Annotated in this window: 27 protein-coding genes; 16 read left to right on the top strand and 11 right to left on the bottom strand. The window is 63.7% G+C overall.

From position 1 onward, the window contains the following. Positions 1-49 precede the first annotated feature (49 nt). From JV241A_RS19280 to JV241A_RS19260, 5 genes are read left to right on the top strand one after another with little or no spacing between them, the layout of a single operon-like run. Positions 50-754, top strand: a complete 705-nt coding sequence (locus JV241A_RS19280) for a TetR family transcriptional regulator (protein ID WP_115088422.1) — start codon at positions 50-52, stop codon at positions 752-754. Positions 755-782: 28 nt separating this feature from the next. Then, a complete protein-coding gene (locus JV241A_RS19275) occupies positions 783-1,328 on the top strand; it encodes a hypothetical protein (RefSeq protein WP_115088421.1) in 546 nt (181 codons plus the stop codon). A gap of 24 nt (positions 1,329-1,352) precedes the next feature. Beyond that, complete coding sequence (locus tag JV241A_RS19270; RefSeq protein WP_115088420.1) at positions 1,353-2,630, top strand: flavohemoglobin expression-modulating QEGLA motif protein; 1,278 nt, start codon at positions 1,353-1,355, stop codon at positions 2,628-2,630. Continuing rightward, the gene (locus tag JV241A_RS19265) at positions 2,602-3,525 is read left to right on the top strand and encodes an alpha/beta hydrolase (RefSeq protein WP_134064034.1); all 924 of its coding nucleotides are present in this window, start codon (positions 2,602-2,604) and stop codon (positions 3,523-3,525) included. The genes JV241A_RS19270 and JV241A_RS19265 overlap by 29 nt, the downstream gene beginning before the upstream one ends. Further along, positions 3,522-3,848 carry a hypothetical protein gene (locus JV241A_RS19260; protein ID WP_115088418.1) on the top strand — a complete coding sequence of 109 codons (327 nt, stop codon included), beginning with the start codon at positions 3,522-3,524 and terminating at the stop codon, positions 3,846-3,848. The genes JV241A_RS19265 and JV241A_RS19260 overlap by 4 nt, the downstream gene beginning before the upstream one ends. A gap of 161 nt (positions 3,849-4,009) precedes the next feature. On the opposite strand, the gene JV241A_RS19255 is transcribed toward JV241A_RS19260, so the two are convergent. From JV241A_RS19255 to JV241A_RS19245, 3 genes are all read right to left on the bottom strand, one after another. Next, positions 4,010-4,798, bottom strand: coding sequence for an OmpA family protein (locus tag JV241A_RS19255; protein WP_115088417.1), 789 nt, complete (start codon positions 4,796-4,798; stop codon positions 4,010-4,012). Between the two features lie 50 nt (positions 4,799-4,848). Further along, entirely contained in the window at positions 4,849-5,262 is a 414-nt protein-coding gene (locus tag JV241A_RS19250) for a DUF4398 domain-containing protein (RefSeq protein WP_115088416.1), read from the bottom strand. 273 nt (positions 5,263-5,535) lie between these two features. Next, a complete protein-coding gene (locus tag JV241A_RS19245; protein WP_115088415.1) occupies positions 5,536-5,880 on the bottom strand; it encodes a pilin assembly protein in 345 nt (114 codons plus the stop codon). A 119-nt stretch (positions 5,881-5,999) separates the two neighbouring features. Between JV241A_RS19245 and ppc the strand changes: the two genes are divergently transcribed. From ppc to JV241A_RS19210, 7 genes are all read left to right on the top strand, one after another. Next, the gene (gene ppc / locus JV241A_RS19240; RefSeq protein ID WP_134064032.1) at positions 6,000-8,627 is read left to right on the top strand and encodes a phosphoenolpyruvate carboxylase; all 2,628 of its coding nucleotides are present in this window, start codon (positions 6,000-6,002) and stop codon (positions 8,625-8,627) included. Between the two features lie 257 nt (positions 8,628-8,884). Beyond that, entirely contained in the window at positions 8,885-9,535 is a 651-nt protein-coding gene (gene adk / locus JV241A_RS19235) for an adenylate kinase (protein WP_134064030.1), read from the top strand. Between the two features lie 87 nt (positions 9,536-9,622). After that, positions 9,623-10,297: a tRNA (adenosine(37)-N6)-threonylcarbamoyltransferase complex dimerization subunit type 1 TsaB gene (gene tsaB / locus JV241A_RS19230; RefSeq protein WP_134064028.1), complete on the top strand. Its 675-nt coding sequence runs from the start codon at positions 9,623-9,625 to the stop codon at positions 10,295-10,297. Positions 10,298-10,426: 129 nt separating this feature from the next. Further along, on the top strand, positions 10,427-10,723 hold the full coding sequence (locus JV241A_RS19225) for a hypothetical protein (protein ID WP_115088411.1): 297 nt from the start codon (positions 10,427-10,429) through the stop codon (positions 10,721-10,723). Positions 10,724-10,726: 3 nt separating this feature from the next. Next, the gene (locus JV241A_RS19220; protein WP_115088410.1) at positions 10,727-11,596 is read left to right on the top strand and encodes a DUF72 domain-containing protein; all 870 of its coding nucleotides are present in this window, start codon (positions 10,727-10,729) and stop codon (positions 11,594-11,596) included. 33 nt (positions 11,597-11,629) lie between these two features. Next, on the top strand, positions 11,630-12,460 hold the full coding sequence (locus JV241A_RS19215) for an isocitrate lyase/phosphoenolpyruvate mutase family protein (RefSeq protein ID WP_134064026.1): 831 nt from the start codon (positions 11,630-11,632) through the stop codon (positions 12,458-12,460). Between the two features lie 6 nt (positions 12,461-12,466). Beyond that, on the top strand, positions 12,467-13,162 hold the full coding sequence (locus tag JV241A_RS19210) for an extensin family protein (RefSeq protein ID WP_115088408.1): 696 nt from the start codon (positions 12,467-12,469) through the stop codon (positions 13,160-13,162). A 3-nt stretch (positions 13,163-13,165) separates the two neighbouring features. Here JV241A_RS19210 and JV241A_RS19205 read toward each other — a convergent pair whose 3' ends face one another. After that, on the bottom strand, positions 13,166-13,786 hold the full coding sequence (locus tag JV241A_RS19205) for an energy transducer TonB (protein ID WP_134064024.1): 621 nt from the start codon (positions 13,784-13,786) through the stop codon (positions 13,166-13,168). A 95-nt stretch (positions 13,787-13,881) separates the two neighbouring features. Between JV241A_RS19205 and JV241A_RS19200 the strand changes: the two genes are divergently transcribed. Continuing rightward, positions 13,882-14,664, top strand: a complete 783-nt coding sequence (locus tag JV241A_RS19200) for a class I SAM-dependent methyltransferase (protein ID WP_115088406.1) — start codon at positions 13,882-13,884, stop codon at positions 14,662-14,664. Here the strand turns inward: JV241A_RS19200 and JV241A_RS19195 are convergent. After that, a complete protein-coding gene (locus JV241A_RS19195) occupies positions 14,661-15,293 on the bottom strand; it encodes a TetR/AcrR family transcriptional regulator (RefSeq protein WP_115088405.1) in 633 nt (210 codons plus the stop codon). The genes JV241A_RS19200 and JV241A_RS19195 overlap by 4 nt on opposite strands. 195 nt (positions 15,294-15,488) lie before the next feature. Between JV241A_RS19195 and JV241A_RS19190 the strand changes: the two genes are divergently transcribed. Both JV241A_RS19190 and JV241A_RS19185 read left to right on the top strand, forming a co-directional pair. Beyond that, entirely contained in the window at positions 15,489-16,589 is a 1,101-nt protein-coding gene (locus tag JV241A_RS19190; protein ID WP_115088404.1) for an efflux RND transporter periplasmic adaptor subunit, read from the top strand. A gap of 6 nt (positions 16,590-16,595) precedes the next feature. Next, on the top strand, positions 16,596-19,661 hold the full coding sequence (locus JV241A_RS19185; RefSeq protein ID WP_115088403.1) for an efflux RND transporter permease subunit: 3,066 nt from the start codon (positions 16,596-16,598) through the stop codon (positions 19,659-19,661). 78 nt (positions 19,662-19,739) lie between these two features. On the opposite strand, the gene JV241A_RS19180 is transcribed toward JV241A_RS19185, so the two are convergent. The 3 genes from JV241A_RS19180 to plsB all read right to left on the bottom strand — a co-directional run bounded on the left by JV241A_RS19180 (position 19,740) and on the right by plsB (position 23,433). Continuing rightward, positions 19,740-20,429: a DUF4197 domain-containing protein gene (locus JV241A_RS19180; RefSeq protein WP_115088402.1), complete on the bottom strand. Its 690-nt coding sequence runs from the start codon at positions 20,427-20,429 to the stop codon at positions 19,740-19,742. Positions 20,430-20,463: 34 nt separating this feature from the next. Continuing rightward, complete coding sequence (locus tag JV241A_RS19175; RefSeq protein ID WP_010224875.1) at positions 20,464-20,862, bottom strand: YbaY family lipoprotein; 399 nt, start codon at positions 20,860-20,862, stop codon at positions 20,464-20,466. Positions 20,863-20,946: 84 nt separating this feature from the next. Continuing rightward, positions 20,947-23,433, bottom strand: a complete 2,487-nt coding sequence (gene plsB / locus JV241A_RS19170) for a glycerol-3-phosphate 1-O-acyltransferase PlsB (RefSeq protein WP_134064022.1) — start codon at positions 23,431-23,433, stop codon at positions 20,947-20,949. Between the two features lie 222 nt (positions 23,434-23,655). Here plsB and JV241A_RS19165 point away from each other — a divergent pair, with 222 nt between their 5' ends. Further along, positions 23,656-23,865, top strand: coding sequence for a cold-shock protein (locus JV241A_RS19165; protein ID WP_038996759.1), 210 nt, complete (start codon positions 23,656-23,658; stop codon positions 23,863-23,865). 88 nt (positions 23,866-23,953) lie between these two features. On the opposite strand, the gene JV241A_RS19160 is transcribed toward JV241A_RS19165, so the two are convergent. From JV241A_RS19160 to dapE, 3 genes are read right to left on the bottom strand one after another with little or no spacing between them, the layout of a single operon-like run. After that, positions 23,954-24,331 carry a hypothetical protein gene (locus JV241A_RS19160; RefSeq protein WP_115088400.1) on the bottom strand — a complete coding sequence of 126 codons (378 nt, stop codon included), beginning with the start codon at positions 24,329-24,331 and terminating at the stop codon, positions 23,954-23,956. Positions 24,332-24,348: 17 nt separating this feature from the next. Then, the gene (locus JV241A_RS19155) at positions 24,349-25,161 is read right to left on the bottom strand and encodes a putative RNA methyltransferase (RefSeq protein WP_115088399.1); all 813 of its coding nucleotides are present in this window, start codon (positions 25,159-25,161) and stop codon (positions 24,349-24,351) included. Next, the gene (dapE, locus tag JV241A_RS19150) at positions 25,161-26,312 is read right to left on the bottom strand and encodes a succinyl-diaminopimelate desuccinylase (protein WP_115088398.1); all 1,152 of its coding nucleotides are present in this window, start codon (positions 26,310-26,312) and stop codon (positions 25,161-25,163) included. The genes JV241A_RS19155 and dapE overlap by 1 nt, the downstream gene beginning before the upstream one ends. Positions 26,313-26,416 lie beyond the last annotated feature (104 nt).

Genomic DNA, 26,416 nt, shown 5'->3' with positions numbered 1-26,416 from the left:
TTCATCGATCGGATCCAACGTTTGGGGTAGACCAGCAGTGACTCCCGCTATGACTCAACAAGGCGCCGCCGGCGTGGCTACAGCGGTGGCCGAAAGCGTGCAGTACCAGGGCCGCAAGGCCAGCCGTGAAGGCAGCGAGCAGCGCCGTCAGCAGATCCTCGATGCGGCCATGCGCATTGTCGTGCGTGACGGTGTGCGCGGCGTGCGTCACCGTGCGGTGGCGGCCGAGGCCGGGGTGCCGCTGTCGGCGACCACCTATTACTTCAAGGACATCGAAGACCTGCTCACCGACACCTTCGCCCAGTACGTGGAACGCAGTGCGGCCTACATGGCCAAACTCTGGGAGAACACCGAGGTGCTGCTGCGCCAGTTGCTCTCCCAGGGCGATGGCAGCCCGCAGTGGCGGGCGCGCCTGGCCGATGAAGTGGCGAAGATGACCACTGACTATGTACAGCGCCAGTTGCACAACCGCCGCGACTTTCTCATGGCCGAGCAGGCCTTCCGCCAGGAGGCGCTGTTGTGCCCGCGCCTGGCCGAACTGGTCAAGCTGCACGAGCAGATTCTTCTGCGCGGCGCCGTACAGATGCTGCAAGTGGTAGGCTCGCGTCAGCCGCAACAGGATGCTCTGGTGTTGACGGCGATTATCGAGCAGATGGAATATCAGGGCCTGCTCGACGGCGAACAGGCCCAGGCTGAAGCGCCGATGCTCGCTATCCTTACCCGGTACCTGCATCTGGTATTGGCGTCGGTGTAAGGCGCGAACCTATTTCAAGGAGAGGTTGATGAAAGCCAGAACCCTGCTGTTGGCATTGTCGTTCTTGCTGCTTGGCGGTTGTCTGGTCACCTTCAATGAGCCGATCCCGGCCAACAAGCCCGCGCCCAAGGCTCTGCTCGGAAAATGGACCAGCAAGGACGCCTGGGGTGAACCGCTGACCCTGCAGATCAGCCGCAGCGGTGGCAACGCCTACAAGGCGGTGGCCATCGGCAAGGACAAGAAGCGCGACGAGTACGCCTTCACTGTGTCCCAGCACGGCAACCGCTGGTACCTCTCGGCCGGTGTGCCCAAGCGCCTGGGTGGCAACTTCCTGATTGGCGGCTTTGAAGTGCTCGACGACAAGGAACTGGTGATCTACAACCTCGACGTCGAGCAGGTCAACCAGGCTGTGCAGAAGAAAGAACTCAGCGGCCGGACCATCGAGGTGCCGGAAGACAACGGCGAAGGCATTCTTATCGACAGCCCGGCCGAGCGCGTCCTGGCTTACCTGGACGACCCGGCCAACTCCGACCTGTTCATCGAAGTGGCGCGCTTCAAGCGGGCCGGCAAGTAATGATTGCAACTCAAGGAGTGTAGGGTGGACGAGTACCAGCAGACGATACGCGCCCTGTCTGATCGCATTGTCCTGGCGCAAACGCCCATTCGCGTGCTCGATGCGGTGAAGTGGGACGACAACATCCGCCAGGGTTTCCTCAAGAGCAAGGGCAAGGAGCCGCCAGCGGTAGACCGCGCCTATTACCAGGGCCGGCCGCTGTCGTTCGACTCCGCCGCGGTCAAGCTCGAGTTCCAGAACATCGAACGCGACATCACCCGCCAGCTCGGCCAGTTCAACCCGGTCGGACAGATCATGCGGCGCATGTGCAAGGAATACCGCATGGTGGTGCGCATGCTCGAGGCGCGCGGCACAGAGGATTTCGGGCTGATCTCCCAGGAGCTGTATGGCGCCGCCTCCGATGCCTTCCATGCCGGTGACCCGACCCTGGCCGACCTGGGCCTGATGCTCTCGGACTACCTGAACAACATCGACGGCCGTGGCGACCTCAAGGACGAGCCGAAGAACCTCACCGCCAAGCAGGCGGTGGAGATGCTCCAGGGCCGCCTGAACAAGGTGTTCAACGAGGCTGAAGACACCATTCGCGTATTCGAGTCTGACGGTATCGTCGCCGACGCCGCTGCCGGCGCCGACTACATCAAGATCCGCGCCGACGCCATGTTCAACAGCCGCGACGTGCGTGCGCTGGAGGTTCACGAAGGCCTGGTGCACGTTGGCACCACCCTGAACGGTCTCAACCAGCCGATCTGCACCTTCCTGGCCAAGGGCCCGCCCTCATCGACCGTGACCCAGGAAGGCCTGGCGATCCTCATGGAGGTGATCGCCTTCGCCTCCTACCCCAGCCGCCTGCGCAAGCTGACCAACCGTACCCGGGCCATCCATATGGTCGAGGAGGGCGCCGACTTCATGCAGGTCTACGAGTTCTTCCGTGCCCAGGGCTTCGAGATGGCCGAAAGCTATGGCAACGCCAGCCGGGTGTTCCGCGGATCGGTCCCGAACGGCCTGCCGTTTACCAAGGACTTGTCCTACCTCAAGGGCTTTATCATGGTTTACAACTATATTCAGTTGGCCGTGCGCAAGGGCAAGCTCGAACAGATCCCCTTGTTGTTCTGCGGCAAGACCACCCTTGAAGACATGCGCACCCTGCGCCAACTGGTCGACGAAGGCCTGGTGGAACCGCCCAAGTACCTGCCGGAGCAGTTCCGCGACCTCAACGCGCTGTCGGCCTGGATGTGTTTCTCCAACTTCCTCAACCACCTGAGCCTGGACCGGATTGAAGCCGATTACTCGAACATTCTCTGATGCATGGCGCAGGCCCCTGGGCCTGCTGCTGGTGCTGCTGAGTCTGGGCGGCTGCAGTTCGCTGTTGTTCTATCCCGAGCCTGGCCAGCCGTTCACCCCCGAGAAAGCCAAGCTTCAATACCGTGACGTCACCCTGACCGCGGCCGACGGCACCCGCCTGCACGGCTGGTGGCTGCCGGCCAAGCCCGGTGTCGAGGTCAAGGGCACAGTGCTGCACCTGCATGGCAATGGCGGCAACCTGGCCTGGCACCTGGGCGGCAGCTGGTGGTTGCCGGAGCAGGGCTATCAGGTGCTGTTGCTCGACTACCGCGGCTATGGCCTGTCCGAGGGCAAGCCGGAGCTGCCCGAGGTCTACCAGGACATCGCCGCGGCGCTGGACTGGCTGGACAAGGCGCCCGAGGTGCAGGGCAAGCCACAGATCCTGCTCGGCCAGAGCCTGGGCGGCTCGATGGCCATCCATTACCTGGCCGAGCATCCCCGCCAGGCCGAGCGCTTCAAGGCCATGGTCTTCGATGGCGTGCCGGCCAGCTATCGCCAGGTCGGGCGGTTTGCCTTGAGCAATTCCTGGATGACCTGGCCGTTGCAGGTGCCGTTGTCGTGGCTGGTGCCTGATGGCGACAGTGCGATCCATTCGATTGCGCGGATCAAAACGCCGCCCAAGCTGTTCTTTCACAGCATCGACGACCCCATCGTGCCGCTGGCCAACGGCATCCAGTTGTATCAGGCTGCGCCACCACCGAGGGTGTTGCAGCTAACCCGTGGCGGGCATGTGCAGACCTTTGCCGACAAGACCTGGCGCCAGGTCATGTTGCGCTTTCTGGACGACCCGAGTCGTTTCAACGGGCTGCGGCGCCTGGCCGAAGTCCCCAATTACCCTGACGAGAAGTCGCAATGAGTGAAGAACGCAACGCCATCCCGCTGATCATTACCGGTGTCTGCAGCATCATCGGTACCGTCGCGGCCCTGTGGTACTACGGTTACCTGCATTTCGCCAAGCCGGAGGATGCCTTGCTGCTGTCCGACTTCACCATGCTCAAGACCATACCGGGCGAGGACTACAAGATCTCCCTGCAGCCGGCCAGCCAGGTGGCGCAATGCGTTGATGGCGTGCTGGTGATGTTCGATACCGCGCAGAAGGGCCTGACTGGCGTGTTGGTGAACAACAAGAAGCAGGCCGTGCGCTGCCTGGGGCAGGAGACCCCGCAAGAAATCCAGTAAGCCCCGGGGCTGCTTTGCAGCCCAATCGCCGGCAAGGCCGGCTCCCACAGGTTGGGTGGACACCGGGCCCTGTGGGAGCGGGCTTGCCCCGCGATAGGGCCTTAAAGCCAAACAAAAATCCCGCCAGACTCGGCGGGATTCTTGTTACTGCTCAGCAACCATCAATTCAGCTGGCTCACCGAGCGCGGTGCCACCGGCTGGTTGTCGTTGGAAATGGTCACTTCCACCCGACGGTTCTGGGCACGGCCCGAGTTGCTGCTGTTCTCGGCAACCGGATATTCCTTGCCATAACCCTGGGCGACGATGCGCGCAGGATCTACCCCGGCACGTACCAGCGCCGCGCGCACCGAAGCTGCGCGACGCTCGGACAGCGTCTGGTTGTAGTTGGCGCTGCCTTTGCTGTCGGTGTAGCCCTCGACGATCACCTTGCGGTCAGGGTTCTCCTGGAGGAACTGCGCCAGCTTGGTGATGTTCGGGTAGGCGCTGCTCTTGAGGGTGGCCTTGTCAAAGTCGAACAGCACGTCACCGAAGGTCACCAGGGTGCCACGGTCGGTCTGTTTGGCGTTGAGGCTGTCCTGCAGCTTCTTGATCTGCGCATCGCGGGCATCAAGGCGGGCCTGGGCACGCTGGGCGGCAGCGTTTTTCAGGTTGCCTTCGGCGGTACGCAGGGCAATGGTCTGCTTGGCCACTTCCACCCGTTGGTTGGTCAGGTAGGCGAGCTGGTCGACCTTCTTCTGGTCTTCCTTGTCCATGTAGGCCTTGTCGGCCTTGTTCAGCCAGTCCTGGGCGTCCTTGGTTTCAAGGGCCGCGACCTTGGCGGCCTGCGGGTTGCTCTGCAGGGCAGAGAAGTTGGTCCGGGCCGATTCCAGGTTGGCGTTCGGCTGCGTCGAGCAGGCGGCCAGGCCAACGCTCAGGGCCAGAAGGGCTGGGATCATCACGTGTTTACGCATAATGGTTCATCCTTTGATCGATTACGAATGCACGGGTCGGCGGGCGGGCGTCATTCGACGCTGCGCATGCCTTCCTCACGCAGGTCCTGAACGCCCTGGCGGGCATCCTGTACGGCTTTCTCGGCCTTGGCGGCCTGGGCCTTGCGCTCGGCGACGCGGGCGTCCCACTCGGCCTGTTCGGCCAGGCGCTTGGCGTCGTCGTACTGCTTGTCGTGCATGGCGATTTCCGCCTGTTTCAGCTTGTCCTGCGCGGCCTTCATTTCGACGGCGGCGAACTCGGTACCGCCGGCGCTGACAGCGGAATTGACCGCCGATTGCGTCACTGCGTACTGCTCGGTGGGTGGGTTGCCGGCACAGCCGACCAGGACCAGGCTGCTGCCCAGTGCCAGCGCGGCCAGCTTGAGCCCGCGCAGATGGGTGGATGAGGTGTTTGCGGTGCGGGTCTTCATGGTGGTCAACTCCATTGGATCACTCCTGATGAACAACGAATTCCGTAACAGTCCATCGGCGCGACCCGTCAGCTTCGGGGACTGCTCTCACCCGGTTCTGAGAGGGTTTTGCCGTGATGGCTATTGGCTGTGACCGAAGCGTTTTTTGAATAGTTCAGAAAAAAATACCGCGTGTTCGCGGTTTTTTCTGACTGATCGGTCAGTGGGTTTTTCGTTGAACTTCCAGGCATGCCTGCGGTACGCGAGCGCCTGCGCGGGCGCTCGGAACGCGGGTGAAGGCGGGGTCAATCAAGGGTTGCCGGCATCTTTGGCGTTGCTCATTTCGTGCAGGTAGCGGCGTGACAACGCAAGAAAACGCGGGGTCGGGCCGATGTCCTCATAGAGCGGATCCCCCTCTTCATCGGTGGCAATCACCTGCGAGCCCTGGATATACGGGAAGCTCGCTTCCAGCTCTTCAAGCGCTGCCCCCAGCAGTTCGCCGAGCAGTTCTTCGGGCCGGCGCTTGGGGTACATCTCGGCCAGGGCTGCCAGGCGCGCCGCCGCTTCCATGTCCAGGTGCAGGACATGGCCGGTGGGGCTCAGCGAGCCTTTGGCGTGCTGTTCCCAATGCTGGGCAAGATCACGGATTTTCATGATGTTCTCCTGTGTGCCTGTGTTGAGCGTAGTTCAGCCCGGACTCTGCCTTGAAGCTCGGCCGGTACTGGGGCACTCTGGTCCCAGAGCGGTTTTCCCGAATGCCGGAGACAGGGCTGATGACTGATATCGATGTGCGCTTGCGTGAAGATGTTCATTTGTTGGGCGAGTTGTTGGGCGACACCGTGCGCGAGCAGCACGGCGAAGCGTTTTTGCAGACCATCGAGGACATTCGCCGTAGTGCCAAGGCCGACCGCAGTGGCGGTGCCGAGCAACTGAGCTCGACCCTCAATGATCTGGCTGAAGACGAGCTGCTGCCGGTGGCCCGGGCCTTCAACCAGTTTCTCAACCTGGCCAACATCGCCGAGCAGTATCAATTGATTCGCCGCCGTGACGCCGGCCAGCCCGAACCTTTCGAAGCCCGTGTGCTGCCCGAGTTGCTGGCGCGGCTCAAGGCCGCCGGCCACAGCGACGATGCCCTGGCCCGGCAATTGGGCAAGCTGAGCATCGAACTGGTGCTGACCGCCCACCCGACTGAAGTGGCCCGGCGCACCTTGATCCAGAAGTACGACGCGATTGCCGCGCAACTGGCTGCCCAGGATCACCGCGACCTGATCCCCGCCGAGCGCGAGCAGATCCGCGAGCGCCTGCAGCGCCTGATCGCCGAAGCCTGGCACACCGAAGAAATCCGCCGTACCCGACCGACCCCGGTGGACGAAGCCAAATGGGGCTTTGCGGTGATCGAGCATTCGCTGTGGCAGGCGGTCCCGCACCATTTGCGCAAGGTCGACAAGGCCCTGCACCAAGCCACCGGCCTGCGCCTGCCACTGGAGGCAGCGCCGATCCGCTTTGCCTCGTGGATGGGCGGCGACCGTGATGGCAATCCCAATGTCACCGCGCCGGTCACCCGTGAAGTGCTGTTGCTGGCGCGCTGGATGGCCGCTGACCTGTTCTTGCGTGATATCGATGCCCTGGCCGCCGAGCTGTCGATGCAGCAGGCCAGCGAATCGCTCAGGGCCAAGGTAGGCGAGTCGGCCGAACCTTATCGCACCTTGCTCAAGCAGTTGCGTGAGCGCTTGCGGGTCACTCGCGCCTGGGCCCAAGCCTCGCTGACCACCGCGCAGGCCCCTGCACCCGAGGTGCTACAGGACAACCGCGACCTGTTCGAACCCCTGCAGCTGTGCTTCGAATCGCTGCATGTCTGTGGCATGGGCGTGATTGCCGATGGCCCGCTGCTCGATTGCCTGCGTCGGGCAGTGACCTTCGGCCTGTTCCTGGTGCGCCTTGATGTGCGTCAGGACGCCGCCCGGCACACCTCGGCGCTGAGCGAAATCACTGAATACCTGGGCCTTGGCCGCTATGCCGAGTGGGATGAAGACGCGCGCGTTGCCTTCCTGCAACAGGAACTCAACAGCCGTCGCCCGCTGTTGCCAAGCTACTTCAAGCCCCAGGCCGACACCGCCGAAGTGCTCGCCACGTGCCGCGAGATTGCCGCAGCGCCAGCAGCCTCGCTGGGCTCTTATGTGATCTCCATGGCCGGCGCTGCTTCCGACGTGCTGGCCGTGCAGTTGCTGCTCAAGGAAGCCGGCGTGCTGCGGCCGATGCGCGTGGTGCCGTTGTTCGAAACCCTCGCCGACCTGGACAACGCCGGCCCGGTGATGGAACGCCTGCTCGGCCTGCCGGGTTACCGCGCCGGGTTGCACGGCCCGCAGGAAGTGATGATCGGCTATTCCGACTCGGCCAAGGATGCTGGCACCACGGCCGCGGCCTGGGCCCAGTACCGCGCCCAGGAAACCCTGGTGCGCATCTGCCGCGAACAGCAGGTCGAACTGCTGCTGTTCCACGGCCGTGGCGGCACCGTTGGCCGCGGTGGCGGCCCGGCCCACGCGGCGATCCTGTCGCAGCCACCGGGCTCGGTAGCCGGGCGCTTCCGTACCACCGAGCAGGGCGAGATGATCCGCTTCAAGTTCGGCTTGCCGGACATCGCCGAGCAGAACCTCAACCTCTACCTGGCCGCGGTGCTGGAAGCGACCTTGCTGCCACCGCCGCCGCCACAACCGGCCTGGCGCGCGCTGATGGACCAGTTGGCTGCCGACGGCGTCAAGGCCTACCGCGGCGTAGTGCGCGACAACCCCGAGTTCGTCGAATACTTCCGTCAGTCCACCCCCGAACAGGAACTCGGCCGCCTGCCGCTGGGCAGCCGCCCGGCCAAGCGTCGCGCCGGCGGCATCGAAAGCCTGCGGGCGATCCCGTGGATTTTCGGCTGGACCCAGACCCGCCTGATGCTGCCGGCCTGGCTTGGCTGGGAAGCGGCACTGAACAACGCTCTGGCTCGCGGCCAGGGGCCGTTGCTGGCCGAGATGCGCGAGCAGTGGCCGTTTTTCCGCACACGCATCGACATGCTGGAGATGGTCCTGGCCAAGGCCGACGCCGACATCGCCCGCTCCTACGACGAACGTCTAGTGCAACCAGAACTGCGACCTTTGGGTGCACATTTGCGCGACCTATTGTCGCAGGCGTGCCAGGTGGTGCTGGGGTTGACCGGGCAGCCGGTGCTACTGGCGCACAGCCCCGAGACCCTGGAATTCATCCGCCTGCGCAACACCTATCTGGACCCGCTGCATCTATTGCAGGCTGAACTGCTGGCGCGCTCGCGCGGGCGTGAAGCCGCTCTGGATAGCCCGTTGGAACAGGCCTTGCTGGTCACCGTGGCCGGCATCGCGGCAGGCTTGCGCAATACTGGCTGAGTTAAAAATCCGGCCTGCCGATCGTCTACCCAAGAAGGGCAGAATGCTTGTAAAGCAACAGGTTGCGCCCGGCGCAACCTGTGCTTCAAGTGGCCACCGTGCGTGGGTTTTTCCGACTTTCGACCGCTTGTGTGGCTTGCGGGCGCTGTGTATCTTGAGCAGCCTTTTGATCGAAATTACGATCATCACCCAAATTCCGGGATTGGCCCTGCGTGGCAAACCCACTGATTTGCTTACAAAAAAATGAGGAGCACGAGATGCGCGTAATTCTGCTGGGAGCTCCCGGGGCCGGTAAAGGTACTCAGGCAAAGTTCATCACCGAGAAGTTCGGTATTCCACAGATTTCCACTGGCGACATGCTGCGCGCCGCAGTCAAGGCCGGCACTGCGCTGGGCCTGGAAGCCAAGGCAATCATGGACGCTGGCAAGCTGGTCTCCGACGAGCTGATCATCAACCTGGTCAAGGACCGCATTGCCCAGGCTGACTGTGCAAATGGCTTCCTGTTCGACGGTTTCCCGCGCACCATTCCTCAGGCTGAAGCTTTGGTGACTGCCGGCGTCGAGCTGGATGCCGTGGTCGAAATTGCCGTCGAAGACGAAGAAATCGTTCAGCGTATCGCTGGCCGCCGTGTGCACGAAGGTTCGGGCCGCGTCTACCACGTGGTCTACAACCCGCCAAAGGTTGAAGGCAAGGACGACGAAACCGGCGAGCCGCTGGTACAGCGTAAAGACGACACCGAAGAAACCGTGCGTCATCGCCTGTCGGTCTACCACGACCAGACCAAGCCACTGGTGGACTTCTACCAGAAGCTCTCGGCTGCCAATGGCGGCAAGCCGAAGTACAGCCATATCGAAGGCGTGGGCTCGGTAGATGCGATCACCGCCAAGGTCCTGGCCGCACTGAGCTGATCGACGCTCGGTAGTGCAGACAACGGCCCGCTTGCGGGCCGTTGTTGTTTATAATGCCGCTCTTTTTTCTTGCCCCTGGATTCTCCGATGACCACCTTGCTGGCCCTCGATACCGCCACTGAAGCCTGCTCCGTTGCCTTGCTGCATGACGGCAAGGTTTCCAGCCACTATGAGGTGATTCCACGCCTGCACGCGCAGAAGCTGCTGCCGATGATCCAGCAGTTGCTGGCCGACGCCGGTGTCACCCTGCAGCAGGTCGATGCCATCGCCTTTGGCCGTGGCCCGGGCGCCTTTACCGGCGTGCGTATTGCCATCGGTGTGGTCCAGGGCCTGGCCTTTGCCCTGGAGCGTCCGGTGCTGCCGGTGTCCAACCTGGCAGTGCTGGCCCAGCGCGCCATGCGCGAGCAGGGTGTGCAGCAGGTGGCGGCGGCAATCGATGCGCGCATGGACGAGGTGTACTGGGGCTGCTATCGGAACGTCGACGGCGAAATGCGCCTGCAGGGCAATGAAGCGGTGTTGCCGCCAGAGCAGGTCGCACTGCCGGCGGGCGCCAGCGGCGACTGGTTCGGTGCAGGCACCGGCTGGGGCTATGCCGAGCGCCTGGCGGTCAAGGTCAACGCTCAGGATGCCAGCCTGCTGCCCCATGCCCAGGACCTGCTGAGCCTGGCGACCTTCGCCTGGCAGCGTGGCGAGGCCATTGCCGCGGACCTTGCGCAGCCTGTGTACCTGCGCGACAAAGTGGCCACGCCGAAAGCGCGCTGAGTGCAACTCGTCGACTATTCTCAGGCCAAGTAAAACCTTTTGCCCGAACTGTGGTCCAGTTATCAATCGGGCATTAGCGAAGGATCAACGATGCTGCTAAATTGCCATCATTGCTCTTGAGTAATCGCCATGCGTATCGACGGTTTTTCCTCGCAGTCCTACCCCATCAAGCGTGCCCCGCGCAAAGCGCCGGTGCGCAGCGATGACGTGGAAGACGAGGATCTGCCGGGCGAGTTCGAAGTGCAGCCGCAAGCCAGCGCCAGCCAAGGTCAGGCGCGCACCGGTGGCCTGCCGGCACGGCCCCAGGACATGATCTTCCCGCGGGCGCGCAACAAGCGCACCGCCCATGCCCTGGCCAGCTACCTGACCACTGCCGGTTTCGTTGACTGGGAGATGGAAGTACTGGGGCTGGACCTGTACATTTGATGGATGAGTCTGTCCACGCTTCCCTATTTTGTCGGTTGTCCGTCCTGGAGTGAAAACGCCTGGCGCGAGTACCTGTACCCGGCGGACGCCAGAACCGGCGACTTTCTCGGCCTCTACAGCCAGGTTTTCAATGCCGTAGAAGGCAACACCACCTTTTATGCGCGCCCGGCACCAGCGACTATCGAGCGGTGGGCGCAAGTGATGCCCGCGCATTTTCGTTTTACTGCCAAGTTCCCCGGCGATATCAGCCACGGCGGTGACCTGCACGGTCAACTGGCCGCCGCTCAGTCCTTCATCGAATTGCTCAAGCCTCTCGGTGCACGCGTTGCGCCGTACTGGCTGCAGCTGCCGGCAACCTTCGGCCCGGCGCGGCTGGGCGAGCTGGTGACTTTCCTTGACGAGGTCGGTGTACCGATTGCGGTAGAGGTGCGCAACGCGGCGTTCTTCAGCAAGGGCGATGAGGAGCGCTTGCTCAACCGCTTGCTGCTCGAGCGAGGCGTGGAACGTATCTGCCTTGATCCCCGGGCCTTGTTCAGTTGCACCGCGCGCAGCCCCGAAGTGCTCCACGCCCAGTCGAAAAAGCCGCGCGTGCCGCCACGCCCGACCGCGTTCACCCAGCACCCGCAGATCCGCTTCATCGGCCACCCTGAGCTTGCCGCCAACGAGCCGTTCCTGCTGCCCTGGCTGGACAAGGTCGCGGCCTGGATCGAGGAGGGGCGCAGCCCCTATGTTTTCCTGCATACTGCCGACAACCGCCTGGCCGCCGCCCTGGCCCGGCGTTTCCATCAGGGCCTGATGGAACGCCTGCCGGGGCTTGCGGCCTTGCCTGAACTGGACCGGACGCCAGAAGCCGAACAACTTGGTCTGCTCTGAACGCGTCCTGCCGCCTGCCCGGGAGTCGTGATCATGGATGTGCAAACCCTGCGTGCCGAAGCCTTCAAAGCCCTGCATGAGCGCGATGGCGCCTTCGTCATCCCCAACCCCTGGGATGCCGGTTCCGCCAAGCTGCTGGCCAGCCTCGGCTTCGAGGCGCTGGCCACCACCAGCGCTGGCCTGGCGTTCTCCCTGGGGCGTCCGGACGCCGAAGGGGCGATGACCCTGGATGAAACCTTGGCGAATGCGCGCTCTGTTGTCGATGCCACGGCATTACCGGTGGCCGCCGACCTGGAGAACGGTTTCAGCGACGATCCCAAGGGTTGCGCCGAGGCGATCCTGCAGGGCGCCGCCGTCGGTCTGGTGGGTGGCTCAATCGAGGATGCCAGCGGCAACGCCGACGAGCCGATCTACAGCTTCCATCACGCGGTTGAGCGGGTCGAGGCGGCCGTCGCCGCTGCCCGCAGCCTGGACTTCCCGTTCATGCTCTGCGCCCGTGCTGAAAACCTGCTGCATGGACGCATCGACCTGGACGACACCATTGTCCGCCTGCAGGCCTTCGCCGAAGCCGGTGCCGATGTGCTCTATGCGCCGGGCCTGCGTACGGCTGAAGAGATCCGTCGGGTAGTGCTGGCGGTGGCGCCCAAACCGGTCAACGTGCTGATGGGCCTGAGCGGCGTGCAGCTGAGTTTTGGCGATGTCCAGGCCCTGGGCGTCAAGCGCATCAGCGTCGGTTCGTCGCTGGCGCGGGCGGCCTATGGGGCGTTCTTCAACGCCGCGCAACGGATTCACGATCAAGGCCGTTTTGACTATGCCGACCAGGCGTTGTCATTCGACCAGCTCAACCAGTTGTTCAGGCGCTGATCGCTCATGCGCAAAGGATTGCTCGTCGTGCTGTGCCTGATATTGATTGCTGTATCCGTGGCTGCCTGGCGCCTGGGGTGGCGCCTGCCGGATGCCTGGAACCCCTGGGCGGCACTCGATGTGCGCGAGCCGCCGAACCTGCTTACACCGTACAAGCTGGGCCGCCTGCAGGATGATCCGCAGCTGTGCGAACAGGCGCTGGCGACTTCGAATTTGCGTTACCGCAAGCAGGCCGACAGCCCGGCCAATGCGCCCTGCCCATTGGAAAACGTGCTGCGGGTCGAGGGCTCGTCGGTGCGCCTGAGCAGCAGCTTTCTCGCCAGTTGCCCGCTGGCGGTGGCCTACGCGCTGTTCGAGCGCCATGCCCTGCAGCCGGCGGCGCAGCGCGCCTTTGCCCAGCCGGTGGTGCAGGTCGATCACCTGGGCAGCTTCGCCTGTCGCAACATGTACAACCGCAAGAATGGTCGCCTCAGCCAGCATGCCACGGCCAACGCCCTGGACATCGCCGGCTTTCGCCTGGCCGACGGGCAGCGCATCCAGTTGCTCAAGGACTGGCCGGGGGAGGGTGTCAAAGCGAAGTTTCTAAAGGATCTGCACGCCAGTGCCTGCGACAGTTTCAACACGGTGCTGGGGCCCGACTACAACGCCGCGCACCGCAATCACTTTCATCTGGACATGGGCTTCTGGCAAATCTGCCGCTGAGGCTCAGGCGGCGATGCGTACGTTGTTCAGCACCACCGGGCGTGCCCAGCGATTGTCGAAGTCCAGCTGCGATTGCTGCACGGCCATGGTGGCTTCGTCGAAAGGCTCGGGCGCCTTGTCCAGCAGGTCCATCTCGAACTCGGCAATCGGCAGGTACAGCGGCTTGGCCTGTGGCGCCGGGCCTGGTTCCGGGAGCGGGTGGCCCTGGCTCATGACCACCGGGCGTACCCAGGTGTTGCTGATATCCAGCTGGCGTTGCTGCTCGATCAGTTCGGCGGCGCTGAACGGCGGGGCGAGTTTTTCCAGCAGTTCAGGCTCCAGCTCGGCGATGGGCAGGAACAGTGCCTCAGGCGGGGCCAGTTCGGTGTCATGCACATCGCACAGACGCTGGCTGTGAATCTGCGCCAGCACCTGGCTGCCGCCCAGCGGCTCGCCAGTGACCTTGTCGAACTGCTCGGCGGCCACGGCCTCGGCCGCGCCGTCTTCACCTTGCTGCTCAGCCAGGGCGCGGGCAAAAAAATCCTGCCACAGGTGGCTGACGCCACCCAATGCCTGGGTATTGTGCCGGCCATAGTCGCCGACGGGCGAGATATAACCTGAGTTGAGCTGAAGAATGTCGGTCATGGCAGTCGCAGAGCGTTCTGGTCTGGCAAAATAGCGAATACTTCGTATATCGGCCGTGGCCGACGATCATTTAATTTTTTTGAGTACAGGAATTGATGGTGGAGCAACTGGCGGACGGCGGCATCCGGGTCGAGGCATTGACGGCCGATTATCAGGCCCTGGCTGCCGAGTGGGCGCAGCGCCTGGAGCTGCCGCTGAGCGATGACAACGCAGGCTTTGCCGTGCAGGTCGGCGCCGATGGCCTGCAGATCCAGCAACTGGGCCCGCAAGCGCCAGGGCCGGTGCGGGTGGATTTCGTCGAAGGCGCGGCGGCCCACCGGCGGGTGTTCGGTGGCGGTAGCGGGCAGATGATCGCCAAGGCCGTGGGTATCGCCCAGGGCGTACGCCCGCAGGTGCTCGACGCCACGGCGGGGCTGGGCAAGGACGCCTTCGTGCTGGCAAGCCTGGGCTGCCAGATGACCCTGATCGAGCGCCAGCCGCTGGTCGCCGCCTTGCTCGCAGATGGCCTGGCCCGCGCCCGCAGCGACGCCGAGGTCGGCCCGATCGTCGCGCGTATGCAGCTGCTCAGCGGCAATGCCATCGAGCACATGCGCAACTGGCAAGGCGAGCCGCCGCAGGTGATCTACCTCGACCCGATGTTCCCGCACCGCGACAAGAGCGCCCTGGTGAAAAAGGAAATGCGCGTGTTCCGCCCGCTGGTCGGTGACGACCTCGATGCGCCGGCACTGCTCGAAGCCGCCCTGGCCCTGGCCAGCCACCGGGTGGTGGTCAAGCGCCCGCGCAAGGCGCCGATCATCGACGGCCCCAAGCCCAGCCACAGCCTGGAAGGCAAATCCAGCCGCTACGACATCTACCCGAAAAAAGCCCTCAAGCCTTAAGGCCGGTAGGCGCGCATGAACAGCGCCACCACTTCCTGGACATGGGCCTCGGCGGCCTCGGCATCCAGCGCCGGGGCATAGCCGAGCAACAAGCGGAAGTTGGCCGCGCCCTTGAGCAGGCAGAAGAAGTGCTCGGCGGCGTTGGCCGGCAGCTCGATGCACAGCAACCCGCGCGCATCCGCCTGGCGCAACAGCGCCTCCATCTCGTGCAGGACCCGCAACGGGCCGGCCTCGAAGAAGATCTGGCTGAGCTTTGGGTCCTGATTACCCAGGGCCATGATCAAGCGGTGCAACTTGACCGACAGGTCGCTGCTGATCAGCGCCTGAAAGCCGCGGCCGATCTTCACCAATACCTGCTCCAGCGGCACGCCTTCAGGCAGCTCGAAGATCAGTTCGGGCAGCTGCGCCGTGCAGGTGGCGACCACCGCCGAGGAGAACAGCGTTTCCTTGTCGGTGAAGTGACTGTAGACCGTGAGTTTTGACACACCTGCCGCTGTCGCGACCGCATCCATGCTGGTGTTGGCATAGCCAAGGGTTAGAAACAGCGCCTTGGCTGCTTCGAGAATGGCCTGGCGTTTTGCCAGGTCCTTGGGCCGGCCGGGGCCGGTAGGAGCGGTGACTTTGGGCATGAGTGAAAAGATACATATTCCAGTAAGTGCACATGGTACATCGCGACCGGTCTTTCGGCGGGCAAATATCGACGCGCTGCTCCCGGCATAAATATGGGATTTCTCTCGGACGCCTGCTTCCCCGGTCCGGCTCCCTGATTTAATATACCCGTCAGTATAAATATTCAAAGCGCCATTCGCGAAAGGTCATTCATCATGTTGCGCCTTGCCTTGCCCCTCGCTTTGCCCGTCAGTCTTGTGCTGTTGCTTGCTGCCTGCGGGCAGGAAAGCGCACCGCAGACTTCCCTTCGTCCGGCCATGGTGGTACAGCCGCAGCCGGCCAGCGCCGCTGCCGACAGCTACCCTGGCGAGGTGCGGGCGCGCTTCGAACCGGAGCTGGCCTTCCGCATCGGCGGCAAGGTCAGCAAGCGCCTGGTCGAGGAGGGGCAGCGGGTCAAGGCCGAGCAGGCGCTGGCCGAGCTCGACCCCCAGGATGTGCGCCTGCAACTGGAAGCCAGCCGTGCCCAACTGGCCGCCGCCGAAGCCAACCTGAGCCTGGTCAAGGCCGAGCGCGACCGCTACAAGACCCTGCTCGACCGGCAGATGGTCAGCCGTTCGCAATATGACAATGCTGAAAACCTTTACCGCGCGGGCCTGGCCCGGCTCAAACAGGTGCGCGCCGAGTTCGACGTCGCCGGCAACCAGGCGGAATACGCTGTGCTGCGGGCCTCTCAGGATGGTGTGATTGCCAAGCGCCAGGTCGAAGTGGGGCAGGTGGTGTCCGCTGGCCAGACGGTGTTCACCCTGGCCACCGATGGCGAGCGTGAAGTGCTGATCGGCCTGCCGGAGCAGAACTTCGGGCGCTTCAAGGTCGGCCAGCCGGTGTCGGTGGAGCTCTGGTCGCAACCGGATCAACGCTTCAATGGCCGTATTCGTGAGCTGTCACCTTCGGCCGATCCACGCTCGCGAACCTTTGCGGCGCGCATCGCCTTTACCGCCGGCAAGGTGCCGGCCGAGCTTGGCCAGAGTGCCCGGGTGTTCATCCAGCACGCCGAGCAGATTCCGCTGGCGGTGCCGCTCTCGGCGCTGACCGCAGAGAACGGCCAGACCTATGTCTGGCGTGTCGATGCCAACAACACCCTCAAGCGCGTGCCGGTACGGGTCGGTGCCTACGGTGAAAACAGCGTGCCGGTGCTTGAAGGCCTGAATGCCTCGGACTGGGTGGTGGCGGCCGGCGTGCATGTGCTCCAGGAGGGGCAGCAGGTACGTCCGGTGGATCGGTCCAATCGTGTGGTGAATCTGGCGGCCAAGGAGTAAGTCCCGATGGGTTTCAACCTTTCCGCCTGGGCCCTGCGCAATCGGCAGATCGTGCTGTTCCTGATGATTCTGCTGGCCGTGGTCGGCGCGCTGTCCTACACCAAACTGGGGCAGAGCGAAGACCCGCCCTTTACCTTCAAGGCCATGGTCATTCGCACCATCTGGCCTGGTGCCAGCGCCGAGGAAGTCTCGCGCCAGGTGACCGAGCGCATCGAAAAGAAGCTGATGGAAACCGGCGAGTACGAGAGGATCGTCTCGTTCTCACGGCCCGGTGAATCGCAGGTCACCTTCATGGCCCGCGATTCGATGCATTCGGCCGATATCCCCGAGCTTTGGTACCAGATCCGCAAGAAGGTCGCCGATATCCGGCACACCTTGCCCCAGGGTATTCAGGGGCCGTTCTTCAACGATGAATTCGGCACCACCTTCGGCAACATCTACGCGCTGACCGGTGATGGCTTCGACTACGCCGTGCTCAAGGACTACGCCGACCGGGTGCAGATCCAGTTGCAGCGGGTCAAGGATGTCGGCAAGGTCGAGCTGCTTGGCCTGCAGGACGAGAAGATCTGGATCGAGCTGTCCAACCTCAAGCTGGCCACCCTCGGCCTGCCCCTGGCAGCGGTGCAGCAGGCGCTGGAAGAGCAGAACGCGGTGAGCACCGCGGGTTTCTTCGAGACTCCATCCGAGCGCCTGCAGTTGCGGGTCAGCGGGCGCTTCACCACGGTCGAGCAGATCCAGCAGTTCCCGATCCGGGTCGGTGACCGCACCTTCCGTATCGGCGATGTCGCCGATGTGCGCCGAGGCTTCAATGATCCGCCCGCACCGCGTATGCGCTTCATGGGCGAAGATGCCATCGGCCTGGCGGTATCGATGAAGGCCGGCGGCGATATCCTGGTGCTGGGCAAGGCCCTGGAAACCGAGTTCGCCCGCATCGCCCACAATCTGCCGGCCGGCATGGAGCTGCGCAAGGTGTCCGATCAGCCGGCAGCGGTGAAGACCGGCGTTGGCGAGTTCGTCCAGGTGTTGGTAGAGGCCCTGGCCATCGTCTTGCTGGTGAGTTTCTTCTCCTTGGGGATGCGCACCGGCCTGGTGGTGGCCCTGGCCATTCCGCTGGTACTGGCGATGACCTTTGCCGCCATGTACTACTTCGGTATCGGCCTGCACAAGATCTCCCTCGGCGCGCTGGTGCTGGCCCTGGGCCTGCTGGTGGATGACGCCATCATTGCCGTGGAGATGATGGCAATCAAGATGGAGCAGGGTTTCGACCGGCTCAAGGCGGCCAGTTATGCCTGGACCAGCACCGCCTTCCCGATGCTGACCGGCACCCTGATCACCGCCGCCGGCTTCCTGCCGATTGCCACCGCGCAGTCCGGAACGGGCGAATACACCCGTTCGATCTTCCAGGTGGTAACCATCGCCTTGCTCGCCTCGTGGATTGCCGCGGTGGTGTTCGTGCCCTATCTGGGCGAGCGCCTGCTGCCGGACCTGGCCAAGCTGCACGCGGCCAAGCATGGCACTGCCGAAGGTGGGCCAGATCCGTATGGCACACCGTTCTACCAGCGCGTGCGGCGCCTGGTCGGCTGGTGCGTGGAGCGGCGCAAGACGGTGATCGTGGCGACTATCGCCCTGTTTATCGGCAGTATTTTGTTGTTCCGCTTCGTGCCCCAGCAGTTCTTCCCGGCTTCCGGGCGCCTGGAGCTGATGGTTGACCTGAAGCTGGCCGAAGGCGCCTCGCTGAGTAATACCGCCGAGCAGGTCAAGCGTCTGGAAGCGCTACTCAAGGAACGCGCCGGCATCGACAACTATGTAGCCTATGTGGGCACGGGTTCGCCACGCTTCTACCTGCCGTTGGACCAGCAACTGCCAGCGCCAAGTTTCGCCCAGTTCGTCGTGCTGGCGAAAACCATCGAGGAGCGTGAACAACTGCGCAGCTGGCTGATCGCCACCCTCGATGAACAATTCCCCGACCTGCGTTCGCGGGTCACGCGCCTGGAAAACGGCCCGCCCGTGGGCTACCCGGTGCAGTTCCGGGTCACCGGCGAGCATATCGAGCAAGTCCGCGCCCTGGCCCGCAAAGTGGCGGCCAAAGTGCGCGAGAACCCCCATGTGGTCAACGTCCACCTCGACTGGGAAGAGCCGAGCAAGGTGGTTTACCTGAACATCGACCAGGACCGCGCCCGCGCCCTGGGAGTGAGCACGGCGAACCTGGCGAAGTTTCTGCAAAGCTCGCTGACCGGCTCTGCGGTCAGCCAGTTCCGTGAGGACAACGAGCTGATCGAGATCCTCCTGCGCGGTACCCAGCAGGAGCGCAGCGAGCTTGCCAACCTGCCAAGCCTGGCGGTGCCTACCGACAATGGCCGCAGTGTGGCGCTGTCGCAGGTGGCAACCCTGGAATACGGCTTTGAAGAAGGCGTGATCTGGCACCGCAACCGTCTGCCCAATGTCACCGTGCGCGCCGACATCTACGGCAAAGAGCAACCGGTTACCCTGGTCAAGCAGATCCTGCCGACCCTGGACCCGGTGCGTGCAGAACTGCCCGATGGCTATCTGCTAGAGGTAGGCGGCACGGTGGAAGACTCCACTCGCGGGCAGAAGTCGGTGAACGCCGGGGTACCGCTGTTCATCGTTGTGGTGCTGACCCTGCTGATGCTGCAATTGCGCAGCTTCTCGCGCACGGTGATGGTGTTCCTCACCGCACCGCTGGGGCTGATTGGCGTAACCCTGTTCCTGCTGGTGTTCCGCCAGCCGTTCGGCTTTGTCGCCATGCTCGGGACCATTGCCCTGTCGGGGATGATCATGCGCAACTCGGTGATCCTGGTCGACCAGATCGAACAGGACATCGCTGCCGGGCTGGACCGCTGGCAGGCGATTATCGAGGCGACGGTAAGGCGCTTCCGGCCGATCGTGCTGACCGCCCTGGCGGCGGTGCTGGCGATGATCCCGCTGTCACGCAGCGTGTTCTTCGGGCCGATGGCGGTGGCGATCATGGGGGGGTTGATCGTGGCGACGGCGTTGACGCTGTTGTTCCTGCCGGCCTTGTATGCGGCGTGGTTCAGGGTCAAGAAAGCCTGAGGGCGGTGACACAGATCTATTGTGGGAGCCGGCCTTGCCGGCGATGGGCTGCGCAAGCAGCCCTTTGGAGCGAGAGGCTCAAAGCGCGCCAAACACCTTCTTGGCAATGCTGGTAGCCGCAGCAGCCGGGTTCTGGCGGATGGTTTCTTCCTGCTTGGCAATCATCTCGAACAGGCCGTTGAGCGCCTGCTCGGTTACATAGCCTTCGACGTTGGCATTCTTGGCATCCAGCACGCCCAGTGTCGCCGCTTGCCCAGCGAAGCTGTTGTATTGCTGGGCCAGGCCGACCTGGTCGGTAGCCTTCTTGACGATCGGCAGGAACTTGGCGCGAATCTGCTCGCGGCTGGTCTTGCTCAGGTACTGGGTGGCCGAGTCGTTGCCGCCGCTGAGGATGCCCTTGGCATCTTCCACGGTCATCTTCTTCACGGCATCGACCAGCAGCGCCTGGGCCTGCGGCACGGCAGCTTCAGCGGCCTTGTTCATACTGGTTTCCAGTTGCTCGACCTGGGCACCCATGCCGAACGCCTTCATCTTCTTGGCGGCTTTGCCAAGGTTGCCCGGCAACTCGATACGCACATCCGGGTTATTGCTGAAACCACCGGGGGTGCCCAGTTGTTTCACCGCCACCTGGGCGCCCTGGGTCAGGGCGTCCTTCAGGCCAGTGGAGGCATCTTTTTGCGAGAGGTCGCCGAGCGACAGCGCCAGGGCGCTTGCCGACAGCAGCAGGCCGGCGCACAGGCCGGTAAAGGTTAGAGCTGGGCGAAACATGGCAGCATCCTTATGCGAAGGGCAGAACAATCAATCAACGAACGGCATCGACCTTGATACGCACCGGTTGCGGGTCGTTGCCATCAAGCTGAACGCCGTGGTGTTCGGTGTTGATGAACAGCAGCTTGCCATCCAGTTCGATCCGCGCGCTGACTGCATAACGGTGGCCGGGCTTGACCTGGGCCGGGTCGTAGCTCAGGTGAAAGGGCAGCGGCACATTGCCTTTGACCGGGCCGCTCTGGCTGGCCAGGGTAACGGCGGGAGCGTCCATCAGCGACACGTCCTGCAGGGCGACGCTCAGGGTGGCGGCAGGCGGCAGGGCAATGCGCTGCAGGTAGAAGACTTCGCCATCAAGGCTGGCCTTGGACGCTTCAGGGGTGCTGCTGCACGCGGCCAGCAGGCTGCCAAGAAGGATCAGGGACAGTTTTTTCATCAGTAGCTCCTTAGCGCCGGCGCCGCGGTTGCGGTCGCCCGGCGGTTTGATTCGTGTTGCTCCAAAGACACTGGCCAGTATGGCCTATGCCGCGGTTTCGGTGGCCTCTTCACTGCGCTGCAGGGCCACCTGGCGGATCGACAGGCGTATCTCCGCCGACAGCACGCGCTTGGCTGCGCCTTCGGCCAGTTCACTGAGTTTTTCGTGGTAACCGAGTTTGCCATTGGTATCCGGACGCAGTACGCCTTGCTCGATCTGGGTCTGGATGAAGTGGCGGAACAGGGTTTTGTCGAAGAACTCCGGTGCATTCAGGCCGTGCAGGATCGACAGGCGCTGGGCCATGATCACGCAGAGGTCTTCCAGCTCTTCGGCGCTCAGGGTGTGCTGGCCGCTGTTGAGCAGCAGGGCGGTGGCCATGTAGAAGCGCTGCAGGGTCTGGGTGATGGCCCGGGCCAGCAGGGTCAGCAGCACGAACTGCCGCGAACTCGGCGCCGGGCGCAGGTACACGCCGTTTTCAAAGCGCAGCAGGCCTTGCTCGACGAAGGCCTCCAGCCACTGGTCGATGACCGCGTCCAGCTCATCCAGCTCCCAGCGAATGAACAGCTCCGATTGCAGGTACGGGTACAGCGCCCGGGTGTACTGCAGGATCAGCTCGCGGCTCATTCGCGAGCTGCTCTGGAAGAAGCTCGCCAGCAAGGCCGGCAGGGCGAAAATATGCAGCACGTTGTTGCGGTAATAGGTCATCAGGACGGCGTTCTGCTCGTCCAGGTAAAGAATCTTGCCCAGTGCATCGCTCTGTTCGGCCAGCAGGTCCATGCCCTTGACGTGGCTGATCAGTGCCAGGCCATCGCCTTCAGGCAGCGTGGTGTGCGGCGAGTAGGGCACCTTGCGCAACAGCGCCAGGTACAGGTCCAGCACGCGGGTCAGGGCGCGTTCGTCCAGGGCCAGGCGGCTGGTGGAAAGCAGCGCCAGGGCCACCAGATTGACCGGGTTGATCGCCGCTGCCTCGTTCAGGTGCCGGGCGACTTTCTCGCCCAGGCGCGAGGTGGTTTCGTTGAGCCAGGCCGGGCGGAACTGCGGGCCGTGCTCCTGCTCGCGCCAGCCGGGTTGCTGCTGGTCGAGGAAGGCGCCGAGGCGGATCGGCTCGCCGAAGTTGACCGCCACCTGGCCGAAGCGCTGCTTGAGCGCGCCGATGACCTTGAAGATGTCGAAGATCGATTCTTTCTTCTTGCTCGCCCCGCGCAGTTCGCCCAGGTAGGTGCGGCCTTCGAGCACCCGTTCATAACCGATGTACACCGGCACGAAGACGATCGGGGTACGCGATGAGCGCAGGTAGCTGCGCAAGGTAATGGCGAGCATGCCGGTTTTTGGCTGCAGCATGCGCCCGGTGCGCGAGCGGCCGCCTTCGACGAAGTACTCGACCGGGAAGCCCTTGGTGAACAGGGTGTGCAGGTACTCGTTGAACACCGCGGTGTACAGCGGGTTGCCCTTGAAGGTACGGCGCATGAAGAACGCCCCGCCACGGCGCAGCAGGCCGCCGATCACCGGCATGTTGAGGTTGATCCCGGCGGCGATGTGCGGCGGGGTCAGGCCGTTGCGAAACAGCAGGTAGGACAGCAGCAGGTAGTCGATATGGCTGCGGTGGCACGGCACGTAGATGACTTCGTGGCCCGGGGCGATGCCCTGCACCTGCTCGATGTGGTTGACCTTGATGCCGTCGTAGATCTTGTTCCAAAACCAGCTCAGCACCACTTCGAGGAAGCGGATGGCGGTATAGGTGTAATCCGAGGCGATCTCGTTGCCGTAGCGCAGGGCCTGGGCCTCGGCTTTTGCCAGCGGGATCTTTTCGCGCTCGGCCTCATCGGCGATGGCCTGGCGCACCAGCGGGTCGTGCACCAGGCCCTTGACCAGGTTACGGCGGTGGGAAATGTCCGGGCCGATGACGGCGGACTTGAGGTTGCGAAAGTGCACGCGCAGCAGGCGCTGGGCCATGCGCACGGTGCGCTCGTGACCTTTGTTGTGCTGCACCAGTTCGCGCAGGTGAATCGGTGCCGAGAACTGTACGCGGGTCTTGCGCCCGAGGATCAGTACGGTGAGCAACCGGCGCAGGCGCCCGGTAACCGCCCAACTGTCGGCGAACAGTAGCTTCCAGGGGCTGGATTCACTGGCCGGCGACTGGCCCCAGAACACGCTGACCGGAATGATCTGCGCGTCTTCCTCGGCATGCTGGCTGATGGCGTTGACCAGCCGCGCCAGGGTTGGCGGGGCGCCGCGCTTGTCCTGGCGGCCGAGCCAGTCGGGCTCCGGGGTCAAGTAGAAGAATGCTGCGGGCTCTTGCAGGGTGCCAACGGCGGTGGGCAACACCGGGCGTGGCAGCCCGGCTTTGGTGCATTCGCGGTCGAGCACGGCAAGGTCGGTGAGCGACGGCGACTGCAGGGCGTAGAACACCGGCCGGCTGCGATCCAGGTTCAGGGTGAAGGACGACTGGTTGATGGTCTCGGAGCGAACCCACAGGTACAACAGGCGACGCAGGGCGCCGAAGATCAGGCGGCGCAGGGGGGAACGGGTCATACGGTGTGTGCTCTGGATGAGATTTTCGAGTGATTGCTCAGTCGGTTAGTGTGCCGTATCTGCGCAAGTTCAGCAAAAAGCGCCCCGGTCATGAAAATTAATTTAAGTGTGTCATATACTCGGTCCGCCGCTTGCAAGAGATTTGTGCAAGCTGCGTCGGCAGGGGGCCGTGACCTCTCTGCATGCCAGGCGATTCCAAAATAAAAATCCGGAGTAGTTCAGATGTCGTCTCGTGAGACTGGAAGTGTAAAGTGGTTCAATGACGCCAAAGGTTACGGCTTCATTCAGCGTGAAGGTGGCGCGGACGTGTTTGTTCACTACCGTGCCATCCGCGGGGAGGGTCATCGCACCCTGCTTGAGGGGCAGCAGGTCGAATACAATCTGACTCAGGGCCAGAAAGGCCTGCAGGCAGAAGACGTAGTCGGGCTGTAAGCGCCGGGCCACAAGCCTCGAGCCTGGGCCCACAAGCGAAAAGGCCCGCCGCCGGACAACCGGGGCGGGCCTTTTCGAAGAAGCAATTTCAGTTGGTACGCCAGGTGATTTCCTCTTCACCGTCGGCACTGATGCGGATCCAGCGATCGGCATCCTCTTCACCTTCTTCCTCGACCCAGGTGCCCGGCGCGCAGCGCACTTCGACGCTCAGCGCGGCAAAGGCGGCGCGCGCGCAGGCAATGTCGTCGTCCCACGGCGTCTGGTCGCTTTCCAGGTAAAGACTGTTCCATTTGCCCACAGCCTTCGGTAACCAGGTAACTGGAATGTTACCGGCCTTGCACTTGTAGGTCTGGCCTTTCTGCTGCCAGTCGCTGCACGGGCCGAGTGCCTCGGTGAGCCAGGCGGCGATCTGCTTGTGGTCGACGTCGGCGTCTTTCAGGTAAATCTCGATATCGGGTTGGCGCATAGGGGCTCCGGGTGCGCTCAGTCTTGGCGCACAAAGTAATCGTAACGCATCGATACCGTGACCTCGAAAGGCTCGGCCTGGTCGATGACGCGCGCGCGTTTATCGGCGCTGGCGCGCCAACCATGCGGGGTCATGGCCAGCAGGTCGGCGCGGGCCTTGCTATCGGCAAGGCTGAGGCGGAATTTCAGGGTTTCGCTATGGGCGTGCTGCATGCCCGCTGGCACCAGTGCCAGGTGTTTGTCGTCGGCGTAGTCGCGCACTTCATCGTAGAGCTTGTGGCGCAACTCGATCAGGTGCTCGTTGGTCGGGCCGACGCGCATCAGGCCGCCGCCGGGGCTCAGCAGGCGCAGGGCTTCCTGCCAGTCCAGCGGGCTGAAGACACTGGCCAGGAACTGGCAACTGGCATCGGCCAGCGGCACCCGGGCCATGCTCGCCACCAGCCAGGTCAGCGCCGGGTTGCGCTTGCAGGCACGCTTGACCGCTTCGCGGGAGATGTCCAGGGCATAACCGTCGGCCTCGGGCAGCGCTGCGGCGATCTGCGCGGTGTAGTAACCCTCGCCACAGCCGATATCCAGCCAGCGTGCCGGTGCGCGTTCAGCGGCAAGCTCGGCCAGGCGCCGGGCTACCGGGGCGTAATGCCCGGCGTTGAGAAAGTCGCGGCGGGCCTCGACCATGGCCTGGTTGTCGCCCGGGTCACGGCTGTTCTTGTGCTGCACCGGCAACAGGTTCAGGTAACCCTGTCGGGCACGGTCGAAACGGTGGCCGGCCGGGCAGGCCACGCCATTGTCGAGGGTGCTCAGCGCGGCGCTGCAGATTGGGCAGGTGAGCATCAGGCAAGCAACCGGGTCAGGGTCTGGTAGTAGATTTCGGTCAGCACGTCGAGGTCGCTGGCCAGGATCCGCTCGTTGACCTGGTGAATGGTGGCGTTGACCGGGCCCAGCTCGACCACCTGGGTGCCGAGGGTGGCGATGAAGCGCCCGTCGGAGGTGCCGCCGCTGGTCGACGCCTTGGTTTCACGGCCGGTGACCGCCTTGATGCTCGCCGATACGGCGTCGAGCAGGTCGCCCGGCTCGGTGAGGAACGGCAGGCCCGACAAGGCCCAGTCCACGTGCCAATCCAGCTGGTGCTTGTCGAGGATGGCGGCAACTCGCTGCTGCAGGCCTTCGACCGTCGATTCGGTAGAGAAGCGGAAGTTGAACAGTGCGGTCAGCTCGCCCGGCACCACGTTGGTGGCGCCGGTGCCGGAGTTGAGGTTGGAGATCTGGAAGCTGGTCGGCGGGAAGAACGCGTTGCCTTCGTCCCAGTGCTCGGCAGCCAGTTCCGCCAGGGCCGGAGTGGCCAGGTGGATCGGGTTCTTCGCCAGGTGCGGGTAGGCCACATGGCCCTGTACGCCGCGCACGGTGAGCTTGGCGCCGAGCGAGCCGCGACGGCCGTTCTTGACCACGTCACCGACCAGGCTGGTGCTCGATGGCTCGCCGACGATGCACCAGTCCAGGCGCTCGTTGCGTGCTGCCAGGCGCTCGACCACGGCCTTGGTGCCGTGGTGGGCCGGGCCTTCTTCATCGCTGGTGATCAGGAAGGCGACCTTGCCGCGATGGTTGGGATAGTCGGCGACGAAGCGCTCGGTGGCCACCACCATGGCCGCCAGGCTGCCCTTCATGTCGGCAGCGCCACGCCCGCAGAGCATGCCATCGGCATCGATCAGGGCGTCGAACGGATCGTTCTGCCAGGCTTGCACCGGGCCGGTCGGGACTACGTCGGTGTGGCCGGCGAAGCACAGCACGGGACCGTCCTGGGTGCCATGGGTGGCCCAGAAGTTGTCGACGTCTTCGATCCGCATCGGTTCGAGCATGAAACCGGCATCGCCCAGGCGCTGCATCATCTGTTTCTGGCAATCGAAGTCCAGCGGGGTTACCGACGGACGGCGAATCAGGTCGCAGGCCAGTTCAAGGGTAGGCGAGAGGTCGGCTGGGGCCGTCATGGGGAGCTCCGGGGCAAGGCAGGGCACGAATTCGAGGGGGGTTATCTTATAGCAAAAGCAGGGGTTGAGGACCTTGGATCTGCGCTGTTTGTCAGCGCCTCATC

Origin of the sequence: Pseudomonas sp. JV241A, from assembly GCF_900275665.1 — a bacterium.
In the GTDB taxonomy this organism is placed as follows: Bacteria; Pseudomonadota; Gammaproteobacteria; order Pseudomonadales; family Pseudomonadaceae; genus Aquipseudomonas; species Aquipseudomonas wadenswilerensis.
The sequence above is the reverse complement of the archived record's forward strand: the minus strand, read 5'-3'. Positions and strand labels throughout refer to the sequence as shown.

Excerpts from the sequence above, each read along its gene's own strand:
- dapE (WP_115088398.1), bottom strand. The coding sequence starts at position 26,312 with ATGACGGCCCCAGCCGACCTCTCGCCTACCCTTGAACTGGCCTGCGAC.
- JV241A_RS19185 (WP_115088403.1), top strand. The coding sequence starts at position 16,596 with ATGGGTTTCAACCTTTCCGCCTGGGCCCTGCGCAATCGGCAGATCGTG.
- JV241A_RS19280 (WP_115088422.1), top strand. The coding sequence starts at position 50 with ATGACTCAACAAGGCGCCGCCGGCGTGGCTACAGCGGTGGCCGAAAGC.
- ppc (WP_134064032.1), top strand. The coding sequence starts at position 6,000 with ATGACTGATATCGATGTGCGCTTGCGTGAAGATGTTCATTTGTTGGGC.
- JV241A_RS19245 (WP_115088415.1), bottom strand. The coding sequence starts at position 5,880 with ATGAAAATCCGTGATCTTGCCCAGCATTGGGAACAGCACGCCAAAGGC.
- JV241A_RS19210 (WP_115088408.1), top strand. The coding sequence starts at position 12,467 with ATGCGCAAAGGATTGCTCGTCGTGCTGTGCCTGATATTGATTGCTGTA.
- tsaB (WP_134064028.1), top strand. The coding sequence starts at position 9,623 with ATGACCACCTTGCTGGCCCTCGATACCGCCACTGAAGCCTGCTCCGTT.
- adk (WP_134064030.1), top strand. The coding sequence starts at position 8,885 with ATGCGCGTAATTCTGCTGGGAGCTCCCGGGGCCGGTAAAGGTACTCAG.
- JV241A_RS19165 (WP_038996759.1), top strand. The coding sequence starts at position 23,656 with ATGTCGTCTCGTGAGACTGGAAGTGTAAAGTGGTTCAATGACGCCAAA.
- JV241A_RS19180 (WP_115088402.1), bottom strand. The coding sequence starts at position 20,429 with ATGTTTCGCCCAGCTCTAACCTTTACCGGCCTGTGCGCCGGCCTGCTG.
- JV241A_RS19155 (WP_115088399.1), bottom strand. The coding sequence starts at position 25,161 with ATGCTCACCTGCCCAATCTGCAGCGCCGCGCTGAGCACCCTCGACAAT.
- JV241A_RS19160 (WP_115088400.1), bottom strand. The coding sequence starts at position 24,331 with ATGCGCCAACCCGATATCGAGATTTACCTGAAAGACGCCGACGTCGAC.
- JV241A_RS19190 (WP_115088404.1), top strand. The coding sequence starts at position 15,489 with ATGTTGCGCCTTGCCTTGCCCCTCGCTTTGCCCGTCAGTCTTGTGCTG.
- JV241A_RS19205 (WP_134064024.1), bottom strand. The coding sequence starts at position 13,786 with ATGACCGACATTCTTCAGCTCAACTCAGGTTATATCTCGCCCGTCGGC.
- JV241A_RS19215 (WP_134064026.1), top strand. The coding sequence starts at position 11,630 with ATGGATGTGCAAACCCTGCGTGCCGAAGCCTTCAAAGCCCTGCATGAG.
- JV241A_RS19255 (WP_115088417.1), bottom strand. The coding sequence starts at position 4,798 with ATGCGTAAACACGTGATGATCCCAGCCCTTCTGGCCCTGAGCGTTGGC.
- JV241A_RS19200 (WP_115088406.1), top strand. The coding sequence starts at position 13,882 with ATGGTGGAGCAACTGGCGGACGGCGGCATCCGGGTCGAGGCATTGACG.
- JV241A_RS19250 (WP_115088416.1), bottom strand. The coding sequence starts at position 5,262 with ATGGAGTTGACCACCATGAAGACCCGCACCGCAAACACCTCATCCACC.
- JV241A_RS19260 (WP_115088418.1), top strand. The coding sequence starts at position 3,522 with ATGAGTGAAGAACGCAACGCCATCCCGCTGATCATTACCGGTGTCTGC.
- JV241A_RS19220 (WP_115088410.1), top strand. The coding sequence starts at position 10,727 with ATGAGTCTGTCCACGCTTCCCTATTTTGTCGGTTGTCCGTCCTGGAGT.
- JV241A_RS19275 (WP_115088421.1), top strand. The coding sequence starts at position 783 with ATGAAAGCCAGAACCCTGCTGTTGGCATTGTCGTTCTTGCTGCTTGGC.
- JV241A_RS19195 (WP_115088405.1), bottom strand. The coding sequence starts at position 15,293 with ATGCCCAAAGTCACCGCTCCTACCGGCCCCGGCCGGCCCAAGGACCTG.
- JV241A_RS19225 (WP_115088411.1), top strand. The coding sequence starts at position 10,427 with ATGCGTATCGACGGTTTTTCCTCGCAGTCCTACCCCATCAAGCGTGCC.
- plsB (WP_134064022.1), bottom strand. The coding sequence starts at position 23,433 with ATGACCCGTTCCCCCCTGCGCCGCCTGATCTTCGGCGCCCTGCGTCGC.
- JV241A_RS19175 (WP_010224875.1), bottom strand. The coding sequence starts at position 20,862 with ATGAAAAAACTGTCCCTGATCCTTCTTGGCAGCCTGCTGGCCGCGTGC.